The sequence below is a fragment of the Candidatus Atribacteria bacterium genome (genome assembly GCA_011056645.1).
Classification (GTDB): domain Bacteria; phylum Atribacterota; class Phoenicimicrobiia; order Phoenicimicrobiales; family Phoenicimicrobiaceae; genus Sediminicultor; species Sediminicultor quartus.
In genome coordinates this window covers 1-17,133 of sequence record DSEL01000228.1, presented here as the reverse complement: position 1 = coordinate 17,133, position 17,133 = coordinate 1, and the positions used below count along the sequence as shown (strand labels likewise).

Below are 17,133 nucleotides of genomic sequence, written 5' to 3'. Positions count from 1 at the left end.
GAATATATATTAAGGAATATTGCTCATTTATCCAGTTATCAGGATGAGGAAGCAAAAGTTATGAAAGAGTTAGTAAAGGGAGTCTAAATTTATAAAAAATATTTATTATTATTCTAATAGGAGAATTTTATGGATGTAATCGTTGCCGGCCATATTTGTTTAGACATAATTCCGGGCTGGAAAACTGGGAGCATAAAAAAGATTGTTCCGGGACATATTATAGAAATGTCGGGGTTAAAATTATCCACTGGGGGAGCTGTTGCAAATACGGGATTAACTCTTAACAAATTAGGCGTTAGTACGACTTTACTGGGAAAAATTGGATCAGATACCTTGGGAGAAATTATTTTGGAGATTTTACAGAAAGAAAACAAAACTATGGTGAAAAACATGATTATTAGCAAGGATGAGGTTTCTTCGTATACTATTGTTTTAAATCCACCGAATAGCGATCGGGTCTTTTTACATTATCCCGGACCAAATCATACTTTTAAGGCGAAGGATATTCCTTATGAAAAAATAAAAAATGGTCGCTTATTCCATTTTGGTTATCCTCCTTTAATGCAGAAATTTTATGAAGATGAGGGAAAAGAGCTGGTAAAAATCTTTAAAAGAATTAAAAAGATGAACATGATTACCAGTTTGGATATGGCAATGCCGGATCCAGAATCTCCTGCCGGGAAAATAGATTGGAATAAATTTTTTCAAAATGTTTTGCCTTGGACAGATATGGTTATGCCCAGTATTGATGAACTGCTATATATGCTTAATCCCAAGAAATTTTACAATATTTCTGAAAAGAAAGAAAGAATTAATCTTTCATTATTAGATAAATTAGCTGGGCAATTAATTAACTACGGTGCAAAGCTAGTATCCATAAAGTTAGGAGACCAGGGTCTATATTTGAGAACAAATCAGATAGAAAAAAGTAGTTTATTAAGTATAGTTAATCCTAAACAGTGGAATTATCGTCAGCTTTTGTCACCTTGTTTTGCCACAGAGGTTAAAGGTACTACCGGAACCGGGGATGCGACTATTGCGGGATTTTTAGCTCACCTTATTAATGGGGAAGGGCCAGAAAAGTGTATTACTTTTGCTACCGCCGTAGGTGCTTATTGTGTAGAAGCGGTTGATGCAACCGGAGGGATTCGACCTATGCCTGAAATTGTAAAGAGAGTCGTCTCGGGATGGGAACGACTTTCACTTTCTATGCCAACAGAAAACTGGAAATATGATAATAGTTATAGGATATGGAAGGGTCCCCAAGATCATATTTTGTAATTATTTTAGATGTTAAAAAATGATTGAGAATAAGGAAGGAATAAAAATGAAAGAAGCTGAAAAAGAAAAAATAAAGGAAAAAGCTCTGAAATATTTTAAAGAAGCCGGCATTATTCTTTCTATGCCGGAGAAGGAAAATATGGAAATTACCGATCTTGGTTTAGGTGATTTTAAAAGAACCGGGATTGTTTTAGTAGTGTATGTCAATAACTCGAGGTATTGTGCGAAAGAGATGGTTTTATTTCCTCATCAGACCTGTCCCGAGCATCGCCATCCTGATCATCATGGTAAGCAAGGGAAAATGGAAACCTTTCGTTGTAGATATGGCAAAATATATCTCAATGTTGAAGGGGAGAAAACTGTGAATCCGAAGGCTCGTCCTCCTGCCGAAAATGAGCAATACTATTCCGTATACCATGAAATTATTTTACTGCCCGGGGATCAATACACTATTGATAAAAACACTCTCCATTGGTTTCAAGCCGGGGAGGAAGGTGCGGTTGTGTCTGAATTTTCTTCTGAAAGTGATGACCTAAGCGATATTTTTACGGATCACCGTATCAAAAGAAGTTCGAATAATTGACTTTTACTATTTTTAAGATTTTGGAGTTTGTGATAAGAAGATATTTTATAACCGGACCAAAAACATTATCGAGTAAGCAAATTAGAACAATTTCCGAATATATTTCTGTAGGTTTTTTATAATTGTCGGATCGAATAAGTTAAATTTAGCTGATAAAAAAATTTAAAAATATCATTGACAAACCAGGGTAATTAAAATAAAATATTTAGTAAGTATAGTTTACTAACTAAAACAAGGAGTAGTTATGTTAGTTCTGAAACCGGAAGATACACGAATAAAAAACACCATTACATTGCTTCATCTTCTGTTGAGAGAGGATGGTATCTCGCGGGTAGAATTATCCCGGATAACCGGCTTAACCAAAACTACGGTTTCTGCTATCATTAAAGGATTTAAAGATTCTTCTATTGTTGAAGAGTCAAATCAAATTTTTACCGGAAATATCGGAAAATCTCCCATTCCTCTCCATATCAGGGCGGAGGCTGTTTATTCCATCGGGATACATCTTAGCAGACAAAGAGTGGAAGCATTATTGATGGATGCTCAAATGAATATTATTACTTCCCATATCGGAGAAGATTATACCAGGTTTGGACCGGAAGGAATCATTGATAGCTTATTCATTAGCATTAATAAAACAATGGAATACGCGAAAAAAAAAGAGATCAACATTGGAGCAATTGGGATTGGAGTACCTGGACCTTTGGATGCCCAAAGTGGTTTAGTAAAACAACCACCAAAACTTAAAGGTTGGAAAGATGTTCCTTTAGGAAGTATAGTACAAAAGGAATACGGAATACCAGTCTGGATAGAAAATGATGCTAACGTATGTGCTTTAGCAGAGAAGTGGCTGGGAAGTGGAAGGAAGATACATAATTTTATCTATATACTCATCAATGAAGGCATAGGAGCCGGAGTTATCATTAAGGATGAACTTTACCAGGGAACTTATGATTTCGTGGGAGAAATCGGGCATTTTTTGTGCTATGAGGGAGAACAATTTCAGTTTCTAGAAGATATTGCCGGAGTAGATGTCTTGCTATATATGGCTAATTCTCAGGGTTTGTCGGTAAAAAGTTTGGAAAATATGACTGAATTACTTCAAGAAGATAATCAGATTGCACATTCAATTGTGGAAAAAATAGCCACCTGGATAGGCTCTGCAATTGTGAATGCTATTCATATGATCGGTCCGCAGACCGTATTTATTGGAGGAAAAATGGTTGTTTTGGGGGAACCTCTAATTAAACCGATTAGAAAAATTGTATCTCAATATTTATTTGGAGAACAAACAGTGAATATTAAATTTTCCAGTATATCACATAATGCGGTACCAAGTGGAGCGGGAATTTACGCTACTGTTCGTTGGTTGGAAAAAAAGAGTTCAGAAATTTAAGAAAAGTGTAAGATCCACAAAACTAAGAGTTTAAAAGCATTTCTTATATCCGGATAAAGCAAGAAGAAGTTGGTCGAACTATCTCAGCATCGAGTGAAGAAGACAAAACTCAAGGAGGTGAAATTAAAAGAGAAAAAAATAGTTAATAATTTACTATCTTGTTTTTAAAGTTAATTAAAGAAAGTAAGTTTATTATTAATTAAGGAGTGAAAAAAAATGAAAAAGTTTATTGTTAGTATATTGTTAGTTTGTTTAGTGTTATCTGTTGTATCTATGACCGGTGTAGCTGCCCTGAAATTCGCCTTTATGCCTGGTATTGCTGATCCTTTCTATTTTACTATGGAAAAAGGAGCCAAAGCAAAAGCAGCAGAATTAGGAGTAGAATTAATTGTAGGAGAATACCCTAAAGCATGGGGACCTGAATATCAAGTACCGATTTTGAAAGCTTTGGCTGCCAGAGGCGATATTGATTTACTCTTTACTGCTCCAACTTCCACAGAAGCCTTAATCCCCGTTTTAAAGGAAATTCATGATAGTGGAATTCCGATTATTACCGTCGATACTTATCTTGGAGATGGAGATTATACTAAACCAAGTAATTATAATTTCCCTCTTTCTTATATAGGGACAGATAATTTCTTGGGAGGCCAGGTAGTTGCCGGACAATTGGCGCTCATGTTAGGGGGTAAAGGGAAAGTATTTTTGGAAAATACTAACCCTGATACATCGAGTGTAATCAATAGAGAATTGGGTTTCCGGGCAGGGATAAAGATATTCCCTGATATAGAGTTAGTCGGAGTGGAATATTGCCTTGATGTACAGGAAACAGCGGTCGCCCAGGTTAGTGCAGCTTTGCAGAAAAATCCGGATTTAGGCGGAGTATTTGGAGTAAATGTATTCAGTGCACAAGGTGCATATCAAGCTGTGGTAAATGCTGGTTTGGAAGGAGCGGTTAAAATTGCCACATGGGATGCAACGGAAATCTTGATTGAAGCTTTAAAAAGAAAAGAATTAGATTTGATTTTGGCTCAAATGCCCGGAGAAATGGGATCTTTGTGTGTAGAATGGGGTTTCAAACATCTTACTGAAGGAGCAGAAATCCCCAAGAAAGTCATTCCAGGTTTCTTTGTTTTCACCCAGGAAAATGTCAATGACCCCGATGCACAAAAATATATTTACAAGTAAAATATTATTAAAATATAGATATATTATAGGGTAAAATTTAATGACAGGGAGGATTATTTTACTCCCTGTCATTAAATTTAATATCTCTATCCTAATTAAAAAGGTATGATTATGGCTGAATTGAATCGTGACTCTTTATTAAATTTAGATAAAATTAGTCAAAGCAAAGCACTAGGTTTTTTCGGTAAAAATTGGTCATTTCTTTTTCTGGTAATGATGTTGATATTATTTAGCTTCCTGGGAGAAAATTTTCTCAACCTGAATAACTTTAATAACATTCTTCTTGGAATAAGTTCTCTGCTGCTATTGGCTATCGGAGAGACCTTTGTGGTTATCAGTGGAGGTATTGACCTTTCAATTGGTTTTGTTATGGGCTTTGTATGTGTAAGTTCAGCAATTATTATGAGAGATTTGAACGTAGCAGGATATTCCCCGTTTATTTCTATTATAGCGGGTTCATTTGCCGGGCTTTTATTGGGAATAATTCCGGGAATTATCAATGGATATTTGGTAGCTAAATTAAGAGTACCGCCCTTTATTGCCACTCTGGGGATGTGGGGAATTAGTAACGGATTAGCCTGGAGGCTTTGCGATGGTTTTCCCATTGGTTTCTTACCTTTACAAGTAAGAGGCATTGGCAATGCGTACATCGCTTATTTTTCCCCCCATAAAAATTTTTCCTTTTTTATAAAACCCGAGCTAACCGAAAGGGCGGATATATTAAAATTACTGAAAATTATTCCCTTACCAATCTTATTAATTACCTTTATAATGATTATTTTTGCATTTATTCTATCCCGAACTAAATTTGGGCAACATACTTACGTGATTGGTGGAAAATTAGATGCCGCTATAAGAGCAGGGATAAATGTCCCCTTACATTTGATCAAGATTTATACCATATCTTCATTTTTTGCAGCAACCGCCGGTGTATTGCTCGTTTTTAAGCTAAATATGGGTGTTCATACTCAATATACTTCTAGCTATGAGCTTTTTGCTATCGCAGCAGTAGTAATAGGTGGGGCAAGTCTTACCGGTGGCAAAGGAACGATTTGGGGTACGGTTGTTGGTGTATTATTGATCGGCACTTTAAATAATGGTTTGATGATGATGGGATTACCCATTTTTTATCGATATATTGCCACCGGGTGTATTTTAATTATCGCTGTTTTAATTGATCAATTCTTTCCGGAGTTGGTGTATAGAGAATGATAAATTTTGATGAACCCAAAAAAATAGGGATTGGCATTCTAAGAAAGTGGATTTATATATTTTTGGTGGGTGAAGTAGTTTTTTTTAGTATAGTGGGAACCAATTATTTTAGTTTAAAAAATATACAAGATATTCTACTATCTTCCACAACGGTTCTTCTGTTAGCTACCGGAGAAACTTTTGTTATTATTACTGGCGGCATTGATTTATCGGTTGGTTTTATGGTTGGATTCAGCTCGGTAGTATGCGCGAAAATAATGGTGAATTTAGAGGCAGTAGGATTTAGCCAACTTTTAGCCATAACCATAGGTATATTAGCTGCTCTTTTATTGGGATTAGTTCCGGGATTTATCAATGGTTTTTTGGTAGCAAAATTAAAAGTGCCTTCCTTTATTGCAACTTTTGGAATGTATGGAATTGCTTACGGATTTGCCGAAATTATCTGTAAGAATGTACCTATTCATAATTTGCCTACCTCTTTAGGTTCACTGGGACATGGCTACTTATTTTACTGGTTACCTGGGAAAATATTTACCTTTCTAAGCAAACCGGAAAGCATTAGTCGGGAAGAATTAAAAAATTTAATATCAATTATTCCTAATGTTACATTAATTACTTTTATTTTTATTGCTATTTTTGCTTTTATATTGGCCAAGACTAAATTTGGTCAGCACACTTATGCTATTGGTGGAAATATAAATGCAGCAGAGAGAGCAGGAGTGAATGTAAAAATTCACTTGATTAAAGTATATATGATATCTTCGTTTTTTGCCTCTCTTGCTGGAGTTATGTATGTATTACAATTTATTACCGGCCGAGCCCCAGCTGGTAGTGCTCGTTTAATAGATGCGGTAGTGGCAGTGGTGATCGGTGGGGCTAGCTTGAGTGGAGGTAGGGGAACAGTAATAGGCACGATTTTCGGTGCTATAATTATCGGTGCCTTGGAAATTGGTTTAGTTAATTTAAGTGTTCCTACTTATAATTTGCATATCGCCGTTGGATGTATACTTATTTTTGCGGTATTAATCGACCAATTTTCTCCAGAATTAATTCAAAAAGAAGGAGAGATTTAACAAGGAGGTCATAATGGAACCTTTATTGGAAGTACAAAATATTACCAAACGGTTTGGTGGTTTAACTGCGGTAGATGATGTCAGTATGCAAATTTACCCAGGAGAAGTAGTAGGTATTTTGGGCGATAACGGAGCAGGAAAGTCTACCTTGATTAAAGTAATTTCTGGAGTGCATCATGCCGAAGCAGGTCAGATATTTTTTGAGAGCCGAAGAATAAGAATTAGCAATACCATGGAAGCATTAAAAATCGGGATAGAAACTATTTATCAAGATTTGGCTTTAGCCGAAAATATGAATGTCTATTCTAATATCTTTTTAGGCCGAGAAAAGTTAAGGAAATTTTTAGGTCTGGTAGATGTACTGGATCATGAATATATGCACGACGAATCTAAAAAAGTATTAAATCGATTAGAAATCGAGATTCCCTCTTTGAAGAATAAGATAAGGAATCTTTCCGGAGGGCAAAGACAGGCAGTGGCCATATCGCGCTCTATTTACTGGAATGCTAAATTATTAATTATGGATGAACCTACCGCCGCTTTGGGGGTGGCTGAGCAGAAAAAAGTCTTAAATCTGGTGAAAACTTTAAGTTCTCAAGGAGTATCTATTATTATTATCAGTCATCAGCTTCATGATGTATTTTCTGTTGCTACCAGGTTGATAATTATGCGTAGAGCTAAAAAAGTAGCAGAAAGGATCACAAAAAAAACCAATGCCGATGAAGTTGTTGGTTTAATTGTAGGTTCCTTGCCCGGGGACTAGGTGAAAGATCCCCTCAAATCCACTTTTTTGTCTTTTCTTTGACTTTTATTTCTGCTTACTATATACTCAAAACTATATTTTTATTATAGACCAGCACAGAAAATATATTAATTTTATTTTACAAGGAGAATATCAGATTTGTAATTATATTGATTGAGGTAATCAGCAAGCAATATTTAGGAGGAAGAAATGAAAGAAAGAGTAGAAGCGGCTTTAGAGAAGATAAGACCATCTCTTCAGGCAGATGGCGGCGATGTTGAATTGATAGAAATAACCACAGAGGGTGTAGTGAAAGTAAAATTAACCGGTGCTTGCAGTGGGTGTCCAATGAGACAAATGACCTTACAGATGGGGATTGGTAGAGCATTAAAAGAAAAAGTTCCCGAAGTAAAAGAAGTTGTGGCTGTATAAATAAAATCTCTAGGAAACCATGCATCTTTCGCCTTGTTTTAAAGTTCCAAATTTTTTTAAATAATGAAGAATATTTCGAAATAGCATAATGAAAGCTGTATAAAGATTATTACGGATTATTTATAATAGCGAAAATTTAATAATCCCCTAAAAATGGTTTTGAAATATTGATTTTAATTCTAAATAAATGTATTATTTTATTAAAGCATCAAGTTTATTATTTTAATAGCAGAATTGCCAAAGAATCAAGAGCCAAAATGTGTTTTAACTTTCAGAAGAAAAATTCGTTACAAAATATTTTTTAACACAATGATAAGAAGCTAATTACTTGTTTATAAAAATTTGTCTTATAAAAGACGGTGCAAGAAAAAATTTTAAGAATATTTCTTGTCCCCCCCCTTTTTGTATAAATGCTCGTTGTGCTAAATAATCAAAATAGAAACAAGAATTATTTTTGGCAAGCCTGTAAGGCATAAGTGAAGAGTCAAATATTTAGATATCAATATTAAGGGGTGATGCCATGGTTAAAATATTACAAACATGATTCTATATTAAAAAAAGGGGGAGGTGTAAAAAAAATATCCTATTGTTCTATTGTAATTTGATTTAAACCTATAGTTATGTAAATCAATTACTTATAAATAAGATAAAAATAACAAAAGGAGTAAAAAATGAAAAAGTTAACCTGCATTATTGTTTTACTTTTAATTTTTGGATTACTTACGACCATTCTTACCACTGGAATTGCTGCGGAAAAAGATAGTATAAATGTTGCAGTGGGTTCACCCCCACAAACCATGAATCCTCATGGATCAGATTCCGATGCTAACCTTGGGGTGATGGCTAATATATTTGAAGGCCTTCTCTACAGAGATGTTGAAGGGAAACTTATCCCCGGATTAGCTACTTCGTGGAAGAGATTAGATGAATTAACCTGGCGATTTACCTTAAGACAGGGAGTAAAGTTTCATAACGGTAATGATTTTACCTGGGAGGATGTTCAATATACCTATAATAGGTTAAAAGAACCCTATCCAGTATCTGAATTCTTAGCCTTTGGAGGGGTAATAAAATCGGTAGAAACAGTTAATGGTGATCCATGGACTATAGATATAAAGACAACAACATCGGTTCCTTACTTTGCAGACAACCTCCATCAGGTATTTATTATGGACAAGGAATCTACTGAGTCCCGTTCTATTGGAGAGATAGGACAGAATCCGATAGGAACTGGTCCCTATAAATTTGTTGAATGGATAAAGGGATCCTACCTTAAATTAACTGCCAACGAAAATTACTGGGGTGGAGCTCCATTGATTAAGAATGCTGAAATTACTCCGATTACCGAACCATCTACCCGTTTGGCTGCTATTGTAACCGGTCAAGTGGATATTTTACAAGATGTTCCTGTTGAACTTTTTGAAACCGCGGCGAGCAATGCTAATATCGAATTAATAACTATTCCAGCAAGAAGAGCCATATATTTAGGGCTTAGAAATGAACCGGGCTTTCCGGCTAGTGATATTAGAGTACGAAGAGCAATGTATCTGGCCATTGATGAAGATGAGATCATTGAAAAGGTCATGTTTGGACATGCATTTCCAGCTGCTCAGATACCAGATCCACCAACTGTTGGTTATGATGCTTCACTTCAACATCCCGCTTATGATCCTGAAAGAGCAAAATTATTGCTTGCTGAGGCAGGATATGCAGATGGTTTCAAGATAAAACTTACTGGACCTAATGATAGATATGTACGGGATGCACAGATATGCGAAGCTGTAGCAAAACAACTTTCTAAAGTGGGAATTGAAGTAGAACTGGATACCAAACCAAAAGCTATATTTTTCCCGGAAGTAGACGAACATATATTAGATTTCTATCTGATAGGGTGGTTTGATGGAACTTACGATTTTGGTCGTTCTTTTACCAAACTAGTACATAGTGTTGATGTTGAAAAAGGTTACGGCGGTTTGAATGGTTCTAGCTATAGTGATGCGACCTTAGATCAACTTCTGGAAGAAACTGAGATGATAGTCGATCCTGCAGTAAGGGCTGATAAGTTAAGACTATTGAACAGAGTTGCAATGGAAGAAAAGACAGCCGTTATTCCTCTTCACTATCAAGAAGATTCGTACGCTATTTACAAAGGGCGAGGCATAGAGTTTACACCTCGAGCAGATACCTGGATACTTTTTAAAGAAATGTCACTTAAGTAATAGAAAGGAAAATAATGGTTGAGGCAGATAAATCTAAATCAATTTAACTAACTTTAGCCTCAACCATTTTTTATCTTATTATGGCAAAATGTATTTTTACCAGATTAACGCAAGGAGTTATAGTCCTTCTGGCTGTTTCGCTTGTGTGCTTTATGATCTTCCAATTTTTTGGAGACCCTGTGCTGACCTTGGCAGGACGATATGCCACACAAGCACAACAAGAGGAAGTTAGAACTAAAATGGGTTTGGACAAACCTTTTTATATTCAATATTTTGTTTTTTTGAAAAATGCTCTACATGGTGATTTCGGATTATCTTATGTTGCTCAAACTCCTGTCCTTGGACTTATCCTGGAAAGGTTGCCAGCAAGCATTGAACTGGCCATGAGTGCCATGCTTATAGCTCTTCTATTCGGAATTTGTCTCGGGGTATTGGTATCATTAAATCCACGATATTTTATCAATCGAATAATTATGGCCGGATCACTTTTGGGAATTTCACTTCCTACCTTTTTAATTGGAATATTACTTATCATGATTTTTGCAGTTACCCTGAGATTCTTGCCTACCTTTGGACGGGGTGAAGTAATAAAAATAGCAGGAAGTTGGAGAACGGGCTTTTTTACCATAGGGGGGATTCGACATTTAATTCTCCCAGCCATTACCTTAGGTCTGTATCAACTTGCGGTACTTCTCCGCTTAACCAGAGGAGGGATGTTAGAGGTATTAAGGGAAGATTATATAAGAACAGCTTGGGCAAAGGGTTTAACCGCAAACATGGTAATATTTAAACACGCTCTGAGAAATGCGCTGATACCGGTAATAACCATGGCTGGTCTGCAATTTGGGGAATTAATAGCCTTTTCAATAGTAACAGAGAGTATATTCCAATGGCCGGGGGCAGGAAATTTATTACTAACAGCAGTATACGAAACAGATCATCCGGTTATAGTAGCCTACGTAATGATTACTTCTATTCTTATTCTCTTTGTCAACCTTGTTGTGGACATTCTCTATGCCTATATTAATCCTAAAATAAGATATGAATAGGAAATGGTTATGATTACAGTGTTTAAATCAAAAAGATTTTATCATTTTATTAAAGACGTATCAGCAGTAACAGGTTCTTTAATTCTTGTCATTATGTTAATTGCGGCTATTTTTGCTCCTATAATTGCTCCACAAGATCCTTATGATATGAAAGGTCTTTATTTAGAGGATTCTCTAAAACCGCCTATTTGGATGGAAGGCGGAAAAGCTCCCTTTCTTTTAGGCACCGATGATCAAGGAAGAGATATATTGAGTACCATACTTTATGGTTGCCGAACATCATTTGCTGTTGGTTTTAGCGTGGTTATTATCGCCGGAATAATAGGTATGACCGTTGGTCTTTTGGCAGGATTTTATAGAGGTCTATTGGAAGCTGTAACCATGCGATTAGCAGATGCTATATTTTCATTTTCTACAACGCTGATAGCTATGTTATTTTTAGGCGTTCTAAAAAATCATGGTATCGGTACAGTTATCTTGGCGATAATTATCACTGATTGGGTAAGATATGCAAGAACCATGAGAGGATCGGTTCTTGGTGTAAAAGAAGAAGACTATATTAGCGCTGCCAGGGCTGTGGGAGCTAGTGATTTTAGGATAATGTTCAAGTATATTCTTCTTAATGCTATACCGCCTATATTAATCATTGCAGCTGTCGATTTTGGAGCAGCGGTTATGCTGGAGGCTACATTAAGTTTTCTTGGTGTAGGAGTTCCGATAAATAAACCATCTCTTGGTATGATGATATCTACAGGGAAAAATTATATCTATGCCGGTAAGTGGTGGCTCGTTGTTTTTCCTGGAGCAGCATTGGTATTGATAGTATTTGGTATTAATTTATTGGCAGATTGGTTAAGGGAAGAAATTAATCCCAAAATTATGAAAAGCGAAGTGAGCAAATAATGGTTAGAATTTATTCCTTTTTGATTAGAAAAGTGTAAAATATTTTTTGTGAGAAAACAAAAAATATATGGAGAGTGAAATGAGTTTTATATTAATAAATAGAGGAGAGATATATTCACCTGAATATAATGGAAATAAAGACCTACTTGTAGCAAATGACAAAATATTTTTAATTGACCGAAAAATTTCAGAGTCAACTGTTAAGTTATTGGACAAAAATATAAAAATAATCGATGCTTCAAAATGTATCATTATTCCTGGTTTTATAGATCAACATGTCCATATTAATGGCGCTGGAGGGGAGGGTGGTCCGCAATATCGTACACCACCCATTCAATTAAGTGAACTGATTAAAACAGGTATAACTTCGGTAATAGGATTATTGGGCACGGATGGTTTTGCGAGATCATTGAATGCTCTTTTAATGAAAGCGAGAGGATTGGAAAATGAAGGTATAAGTACCTGGATATATAGTGGGGCTTATCAATACCCCTCGCCCACAATTACCGGAGAGATATTGTCTGATATAATCTTGATAGATAAAATAATCGGTGTGAAAATTGCCTTATCGGACCATAGATCTTCTCATCCTACCCTGGAAGAATTAAAAAAGGTGGCATCTGAGACAAGAGTTGGAGGGATGTTAGCAGGAAAAGTAGGTATTGTGCATATTCATATGGGAAGCGAAAAGATGGGGTTAAATCCATTATTTGAGATCGCAGAAAATACAGAAATCCCGATAGAGCAATTCGCGCCAACCCATTTAAATAGAAATGAAGATTTATTTAAAAGTGCCGTAGAGTTTGGCAAAATAGGCGGGTATATAGATTTAACTACCGTAGATTCGGTAGAGTATAAATCAAGCAAAACAATAAAAGCAAGCAAAGCCGTTAAAAGATTGTCTGAAAATGGAATTTCTATCGAAAGAATTACTATGAGTACTGATGGAAACGGAAGTATGCCCAAGTGGAATGAAAAGAAGGAATTGACTGATATGGCTGTCGCTTCAGTTTCTTGTTTATATAAAGAATTTATAGATATAATAAAAAAAGAAAAGATGTCTGTATCAGATGCAGTAAGGGTAACTTCTACAAATATTGCTAAACACCTAAAACTAGAGCAAAAAGGAGAAATAAAAGAAGGCAAAGATGCAGATATTGTGATATTGGATAAAGACACACTTCAGATAAAATCTGTTGTTGCCAAAGGTAAAATAATGATGAAAAATGGAAATATCATACAATTTGGAACATTTGAAAATAACTAAAATAGAAAAACAAAAAAATCATTTTTTAAATAAAATAAAGAGTAAATTGTAAAAAAAATTATATCCCTCCCTGATCCCTTATTCTGACCACTCCTCCTCTGGAACCAAAGAACCAAATCCGCAATTCTTTGATATCCTCGTGGAAGTAAATATTTTATTTAATTGTAAAATAGGATAATTTTCAGTTATAATAAAATAAATCATAAAGGAAATTATCATAAGCAGAGATTCATTATTTTTCTATAATATAAAACCATACTATCGAGAGCAAAGTTAAGGAAGGAAAAGAAAAGATAAAGAAGTATGCACTCACAGATAAATGATTAATTGCCTTTCAATTAGTAGTTTTGCTTAATAAACCTGAAATAAGGAAGGATGTTAATTTATAAAAATTTTTTAGGATGGTAATAAATGAATAACTCCTTGGTTAACGAATTATATAATAAAATATCCAAAAAGATTTTGCATGCCCAAATATTAGATGACATTTCTTTAGATAAAGAGCTAGTTCGAGAATATATTGAAGATCCTCTATTTCTAAAACAATTATCATCTATGGTAAAAAAGAAAGATTATAGCTGTCAGGCAGTATATCTTTTAACTCAGCCTATCTTTAGAGATATAGATAAAAAACATCAATCATCTCATTATCTGTACCGGGTATTTCAATTTGCCCTCTCTAAATCTTTCCCTGATACAGTAGATTTGTCTCTTAAAGATATTTCCGATAATTGCCGAAATACTTTCTTGCTGTACCTGGAATTTTTGAGAGTCATTTCGAAGTTCCAAAAGTCTTGTAGCGATCTTACTTTTCAAGGAAAATATTCCTTAGATTTTTTAACTTCCGAAGAAAAAACTAAGTTGGAGAATCCTGCTGAATATAAAAGATTTCTAAAAGCATTTAATAACGAATATATCTATGAAATGATGAAATTAAGCCAGGAAGTTCTAAAATTTAATACTCTTGATCATATATGCGGGGTTAACTGGATTGCCTTATTTATCGGCAGACAATTATATAATTTAGGTCTCCCGGTGGATTTAGGGAGGATTTCTGGGGCAGCGGTAGGACATGATATTGGAAAGTATGGATGCAAGAATGTCGAGGTAGAAAGGACTCCTTATTTACACTATTACTATACTGATATGTGGTTTGAAAAACATAATATTCCTTATATCGGACACATTGCAGTTAATCATTCTGTTTGGGATTTGGAATTAGAAAATCTACCTTTGGAATCGCTCATTTTAATTTATGCTGATTTTCGGGTAAAAAACGCGAATAACGGTCAAAAAGAAGAGATGAAAATCTATAATCTAAAAGATTCTTTTCAGGTAATTTTAGAGAAACTGGATAATGTCGATGAGGAAAAAAGAAAAAGATATTGCCGGGTATATGATAAATTAAAAGACTTTGAAGATTATATGATAAATTTAGGGGTAAGCGTAGAGGTAGAAGGTAGAGAGATAACTTCATCCAAGCAAGATAGAAAATTGTATTATCCGCTCATGCATGGCCAGGAAATTATCCAAAATATCAAATTTCTTTCTATAGAACATAATATAGATTTAATGCACGAACTTCGAGATGAAACTTCTCTTAATTCACTTTTAGAATTAGCTCGAAGTGAAAAAGATTGGAATAATCTCCAGGAATATTTACAGATATTTAATGAATATTCCACCTACTTGACTCAAAAACAAAAAATGATTACCCTCAGATTTTGCTACGAACAATTAACTCATCCGGAAGATGAAATAAGAAGAAGAAGTGCAAAACTTATAGGCTTGTTGATTGCCACCTTTGACGAAGATTACCGCAAAGAGATTCCTCGGGATGTTTCACTAAAGCCTCCAGCCATTACCAGTGTTAATTTACTGGAAAGATATTTAAAATATTTTTTAAAACCAGACCATAAAAAGACTGCGCTTCATCAATCTCGAATTATTAATTGCACCGAAGATATGATTTCCTCTCTTTTTTCTAACTACCGTAATAATTATCAGGTAAGCAATTATAGAAAAAGTGTTTTAAAACACTATAAAAAAGACCAATATGCCGATGAAGAAAGACAGCTCTGTTTAATAAAAACCGCTAAATATATATCCACCTGCTCAGACGAAAAATTAATGAAAGCTTTATTTGATTATATTATAAAAATGTTAAAGAAAGAAAATCACAATCTTAGACTAACCGCTTTGGAAGTTGTACACGATTTAATAACTAAAGCTGATAAAAAATTAAAATTTATAAATAAATTAAAAAGAATATTTGTGAATAACATTAATGCCTCGGAGCTTCCCGCTGAAAATTATCTGAATATGAAAATTGCCGAATTGTTGAAACTGGATGAAGATATGGTAAAAAGATATACCGAATTTTACCAAAGAGATTTAGCAAAGATACAACATATATTTCTCAGTAATCTTAAAACTTCAACCAGCGGTATAATTAAAAAAATCCAAATAGAGCTGTTATTTGAATATACCTTAAAAAGCCAACAAGAAGAAATCTATACCGCTTTACATTTTTGCAATATTTTAAAAGTCAGCGGTATAGAAGATATTAGAAATTTAGCTGGTAAAGCTCTGGTAAATTTAATGCCTTCCTTATCTTTTCAACAGAGAAACGATATAGCCATTGAATTATTACGGGCTTTAGAAATGGAAGATTATCAATTTACCAAGTATATTCCCTACTATCTGGGTCAACTTATACTCTATCTTACACCGAACGAGCTTGAGGAACTTGTGGATGATCTAATTGATAAAATCAAACAATCAGATCCTAAATTAAGCTCACTAATGCTTAGGACTGTGGGTATCGCTATTGCTAATTATCCCAAGTACCGAGAAAGATTTTCAGAAGAAGAAAAATTATTCGAAAACAGGCTTAGCAAGATGGTAGGGATCCTTTTAAATGGTTTTGTACACTATAATTTAAAAGTTAAACAGGCTGCTTTTAGGGTTATAGGTAAGGAAATATTTGGCTCAAAACATATTAGCTTAGAAGAAAAAAATCATATATTTCAGCTTATTGCCAAAAAAATACTTACTCTATTAACTCCCGTAACCAAAGAAGGTCTGATGTTCTTAATTAATTGTACCGGACTCAATTATATGTATAAATTTATATCTGATTATAATTTTTTTAAAGGTAACATAAAACTTGAAGTTCTGGGAAAAATAGCTTTCTTCCCCGGAGCTTTTGATCCCTTTTCTTTAAGTCACAAGGAGATTGTTAAAGCTATAGAAGCGCTTGGATTTGAAATATTTTTAGCAGTTGATGAATTTTCCTGGTCTAAAAGGACTCAGCCGCACCTTTTTAGAAAGAAGATTATCAATATTTCCATTGCCGATGAACTTAATGTCTATTTATATCCTGAAGATTTACCGGTTAATATTGCTAATCCGGAAGATTTAAAGGCTTTACGTGAAAATTTCCCCTTTTCCGAGGTTTACTTTATGGTGGGCAGTGATGTTATATTGAACGCTTCTGCTTACCAAAAAAGTAAGAGGAAAAATTCCATACATACTTTTTCTCATATTATTTTTGATAGAAAGAGCCTGCAATTTGCAGAAAAGAAAGAAGAAAGGATTCAAGAAGCCCTTAAAGAAATAAAAGGAGAGACGATAAGACTTAATCTTACTCCCTCTTACGAAGAAATAAGTTCTACTCAAATCAGAAATAATATCGATGAAAATAGAGAAATTTCCAGACTTATCGACCCTTTGGCACAGAAATATATTTATGAAAACAGTTTATATCAAAGAGAACCACAGTATAAAAG

At 34.6% G+C, this 17,133-nt stretch carries 13 protein-coding genes; all 13 read left to right on the top strand.

Annotated elements, in window-relative coordinates:
* The first annotated feature begins 129 nt into the window (after nt 1-129).
* Entirely contained in the window at nt 130-1,281 is a 1,152-nt protein-coding gene (locus tag ENO17_10410; GenBank protein HER25445.1) for a carbohydrate kinase family protein, read from the top strand.
* Between the two features lie 46 nt (nt 1,282-1,327).
* Complete coding sequence (locus tag ENO17_10405) at nt 1,328-1,864, top strand: D-lyxose/D-mannose family sugar isomerase (protein HER25444.1); 537 nt, start codon at nt 1,328-1,330, stop codon at nt 1,862-1,864.
* A gap of 244 nt (nt 1,865-2,108) precedes the next feature.
* Entirely contained in the window at nt 2,109-3,260 is a 1,152-nt protein-coding gene (locus ENO17_10400) for an ROK family transcriptional regulator (protein HER25443.1), read from the top strand.
* Nucleotides 3,261-3,476: 216 nt separating this feature from the next.
* Entirely contained in the window at nt 3,477-4,445 is a 969-nt protein-coding gene (locus ENO17_10395; GenBank protein ID HER25442.1) for a hypothetical protein, read from the top strand.
* A gap of 153 nt (nt 4,446-4,598) precedes the next feature.
* On the top strand, nt 4,599-5,657 hold the full coding sequence (locus ENO17_10390) for an ABC transporter permease (protein HER25441.1): 1,059 nt from the start codon (nt 4,599-4,601) through the stop codon (nt 5,655-5,657).
* Nucleotides 5,654-6,730 (top strand): ABC transporter permease, encoded by a 1,077-nt coding sequence (locus ENO17_10385; GenBank protein HER25440.1) that lies wholly within the window; start codon nt 5,654-5,656, stop codon nt 6,728-6,730. Before ENO17_10390 ends, ENO17_10385 begins: the two co-directional genes overlap by 4 nt.
* 13 nt (nt 6,731-6,743) lie before the next feature.
* On the top strand, nt 6,744-7,493 hold the full coding sequence (locus tag ENO17_10380) for a sugar ABC transporter ATP-binding protein (protein ID HER25439.1): 750 nt from the start codon (nt 6,744-6,746) through the stop codon (nt 7,491-7,493).
* Nucleotides 7,494-7,682: 189 nt separating this feature from the next.
* Nucleotides 7,683-7,904, top strand: a complete 222-nt coding sequence (locus ENO17_10375; protein ID HER25438.1) for a NifU family protein — start codon at nt 7,683-7,685, stop codon at nt 7,902-7,904.
* A 671-nt stretch (nt 7,905-8,575) separates the two neighbouring features.
* Entirely contained in the window at nt 8,576-10,123 is a 1,548-nt protein-coding gene (locus ENO17_10370) for an ABC transporter substrate-binding protein (GenBank protein ID HER25437.1), read from the top strand.
* An 80-nt stretch (nt 10,124-10,203) separates the two neighbouring features.
* On the top strand, nt 10,204-11,172 hold the full coding sequence (locus ENO17_10365) for an ABC transporter permease (protein HER25436.1): 969 nt from the start codon (nt 10,204-10,206) through the stop codon (nt 11,170-11,172).
* A gap of 3 nt (nt 11,173-11,175) precedes the next feature.
* Nucleotides 11,176-12,075, top strand: coding sequence for an ABC transporter permease (locus ENO17_10360; protein HER25435.1), 900 nt, complete (start codon nt 11,176-11,178; stop codon nt 12,073-12,075).
* 79 nt (nt 12,076-12,154) lie between these two features.
* Nucleotides 12,155-13,342: a beta-aspartyl-peptidase gene (locus ENO17_10355; protein ID HER25434.1), complete on the top strand. Its 1,188-nt coding sequence runs from the start codon at nt 12,155-12,157 to the stop codon at nt 13,340-13,342.
* Nucleotides 13,343-13,753: 411 nt separating this feature from the next.
* Nucleotides 13,754-17,133: cytidyltransferase (locus ENO17_10350; protein HER25433.1), on the top strand; the 3,380-nt coding region annotated here is incomplete at its 3' end.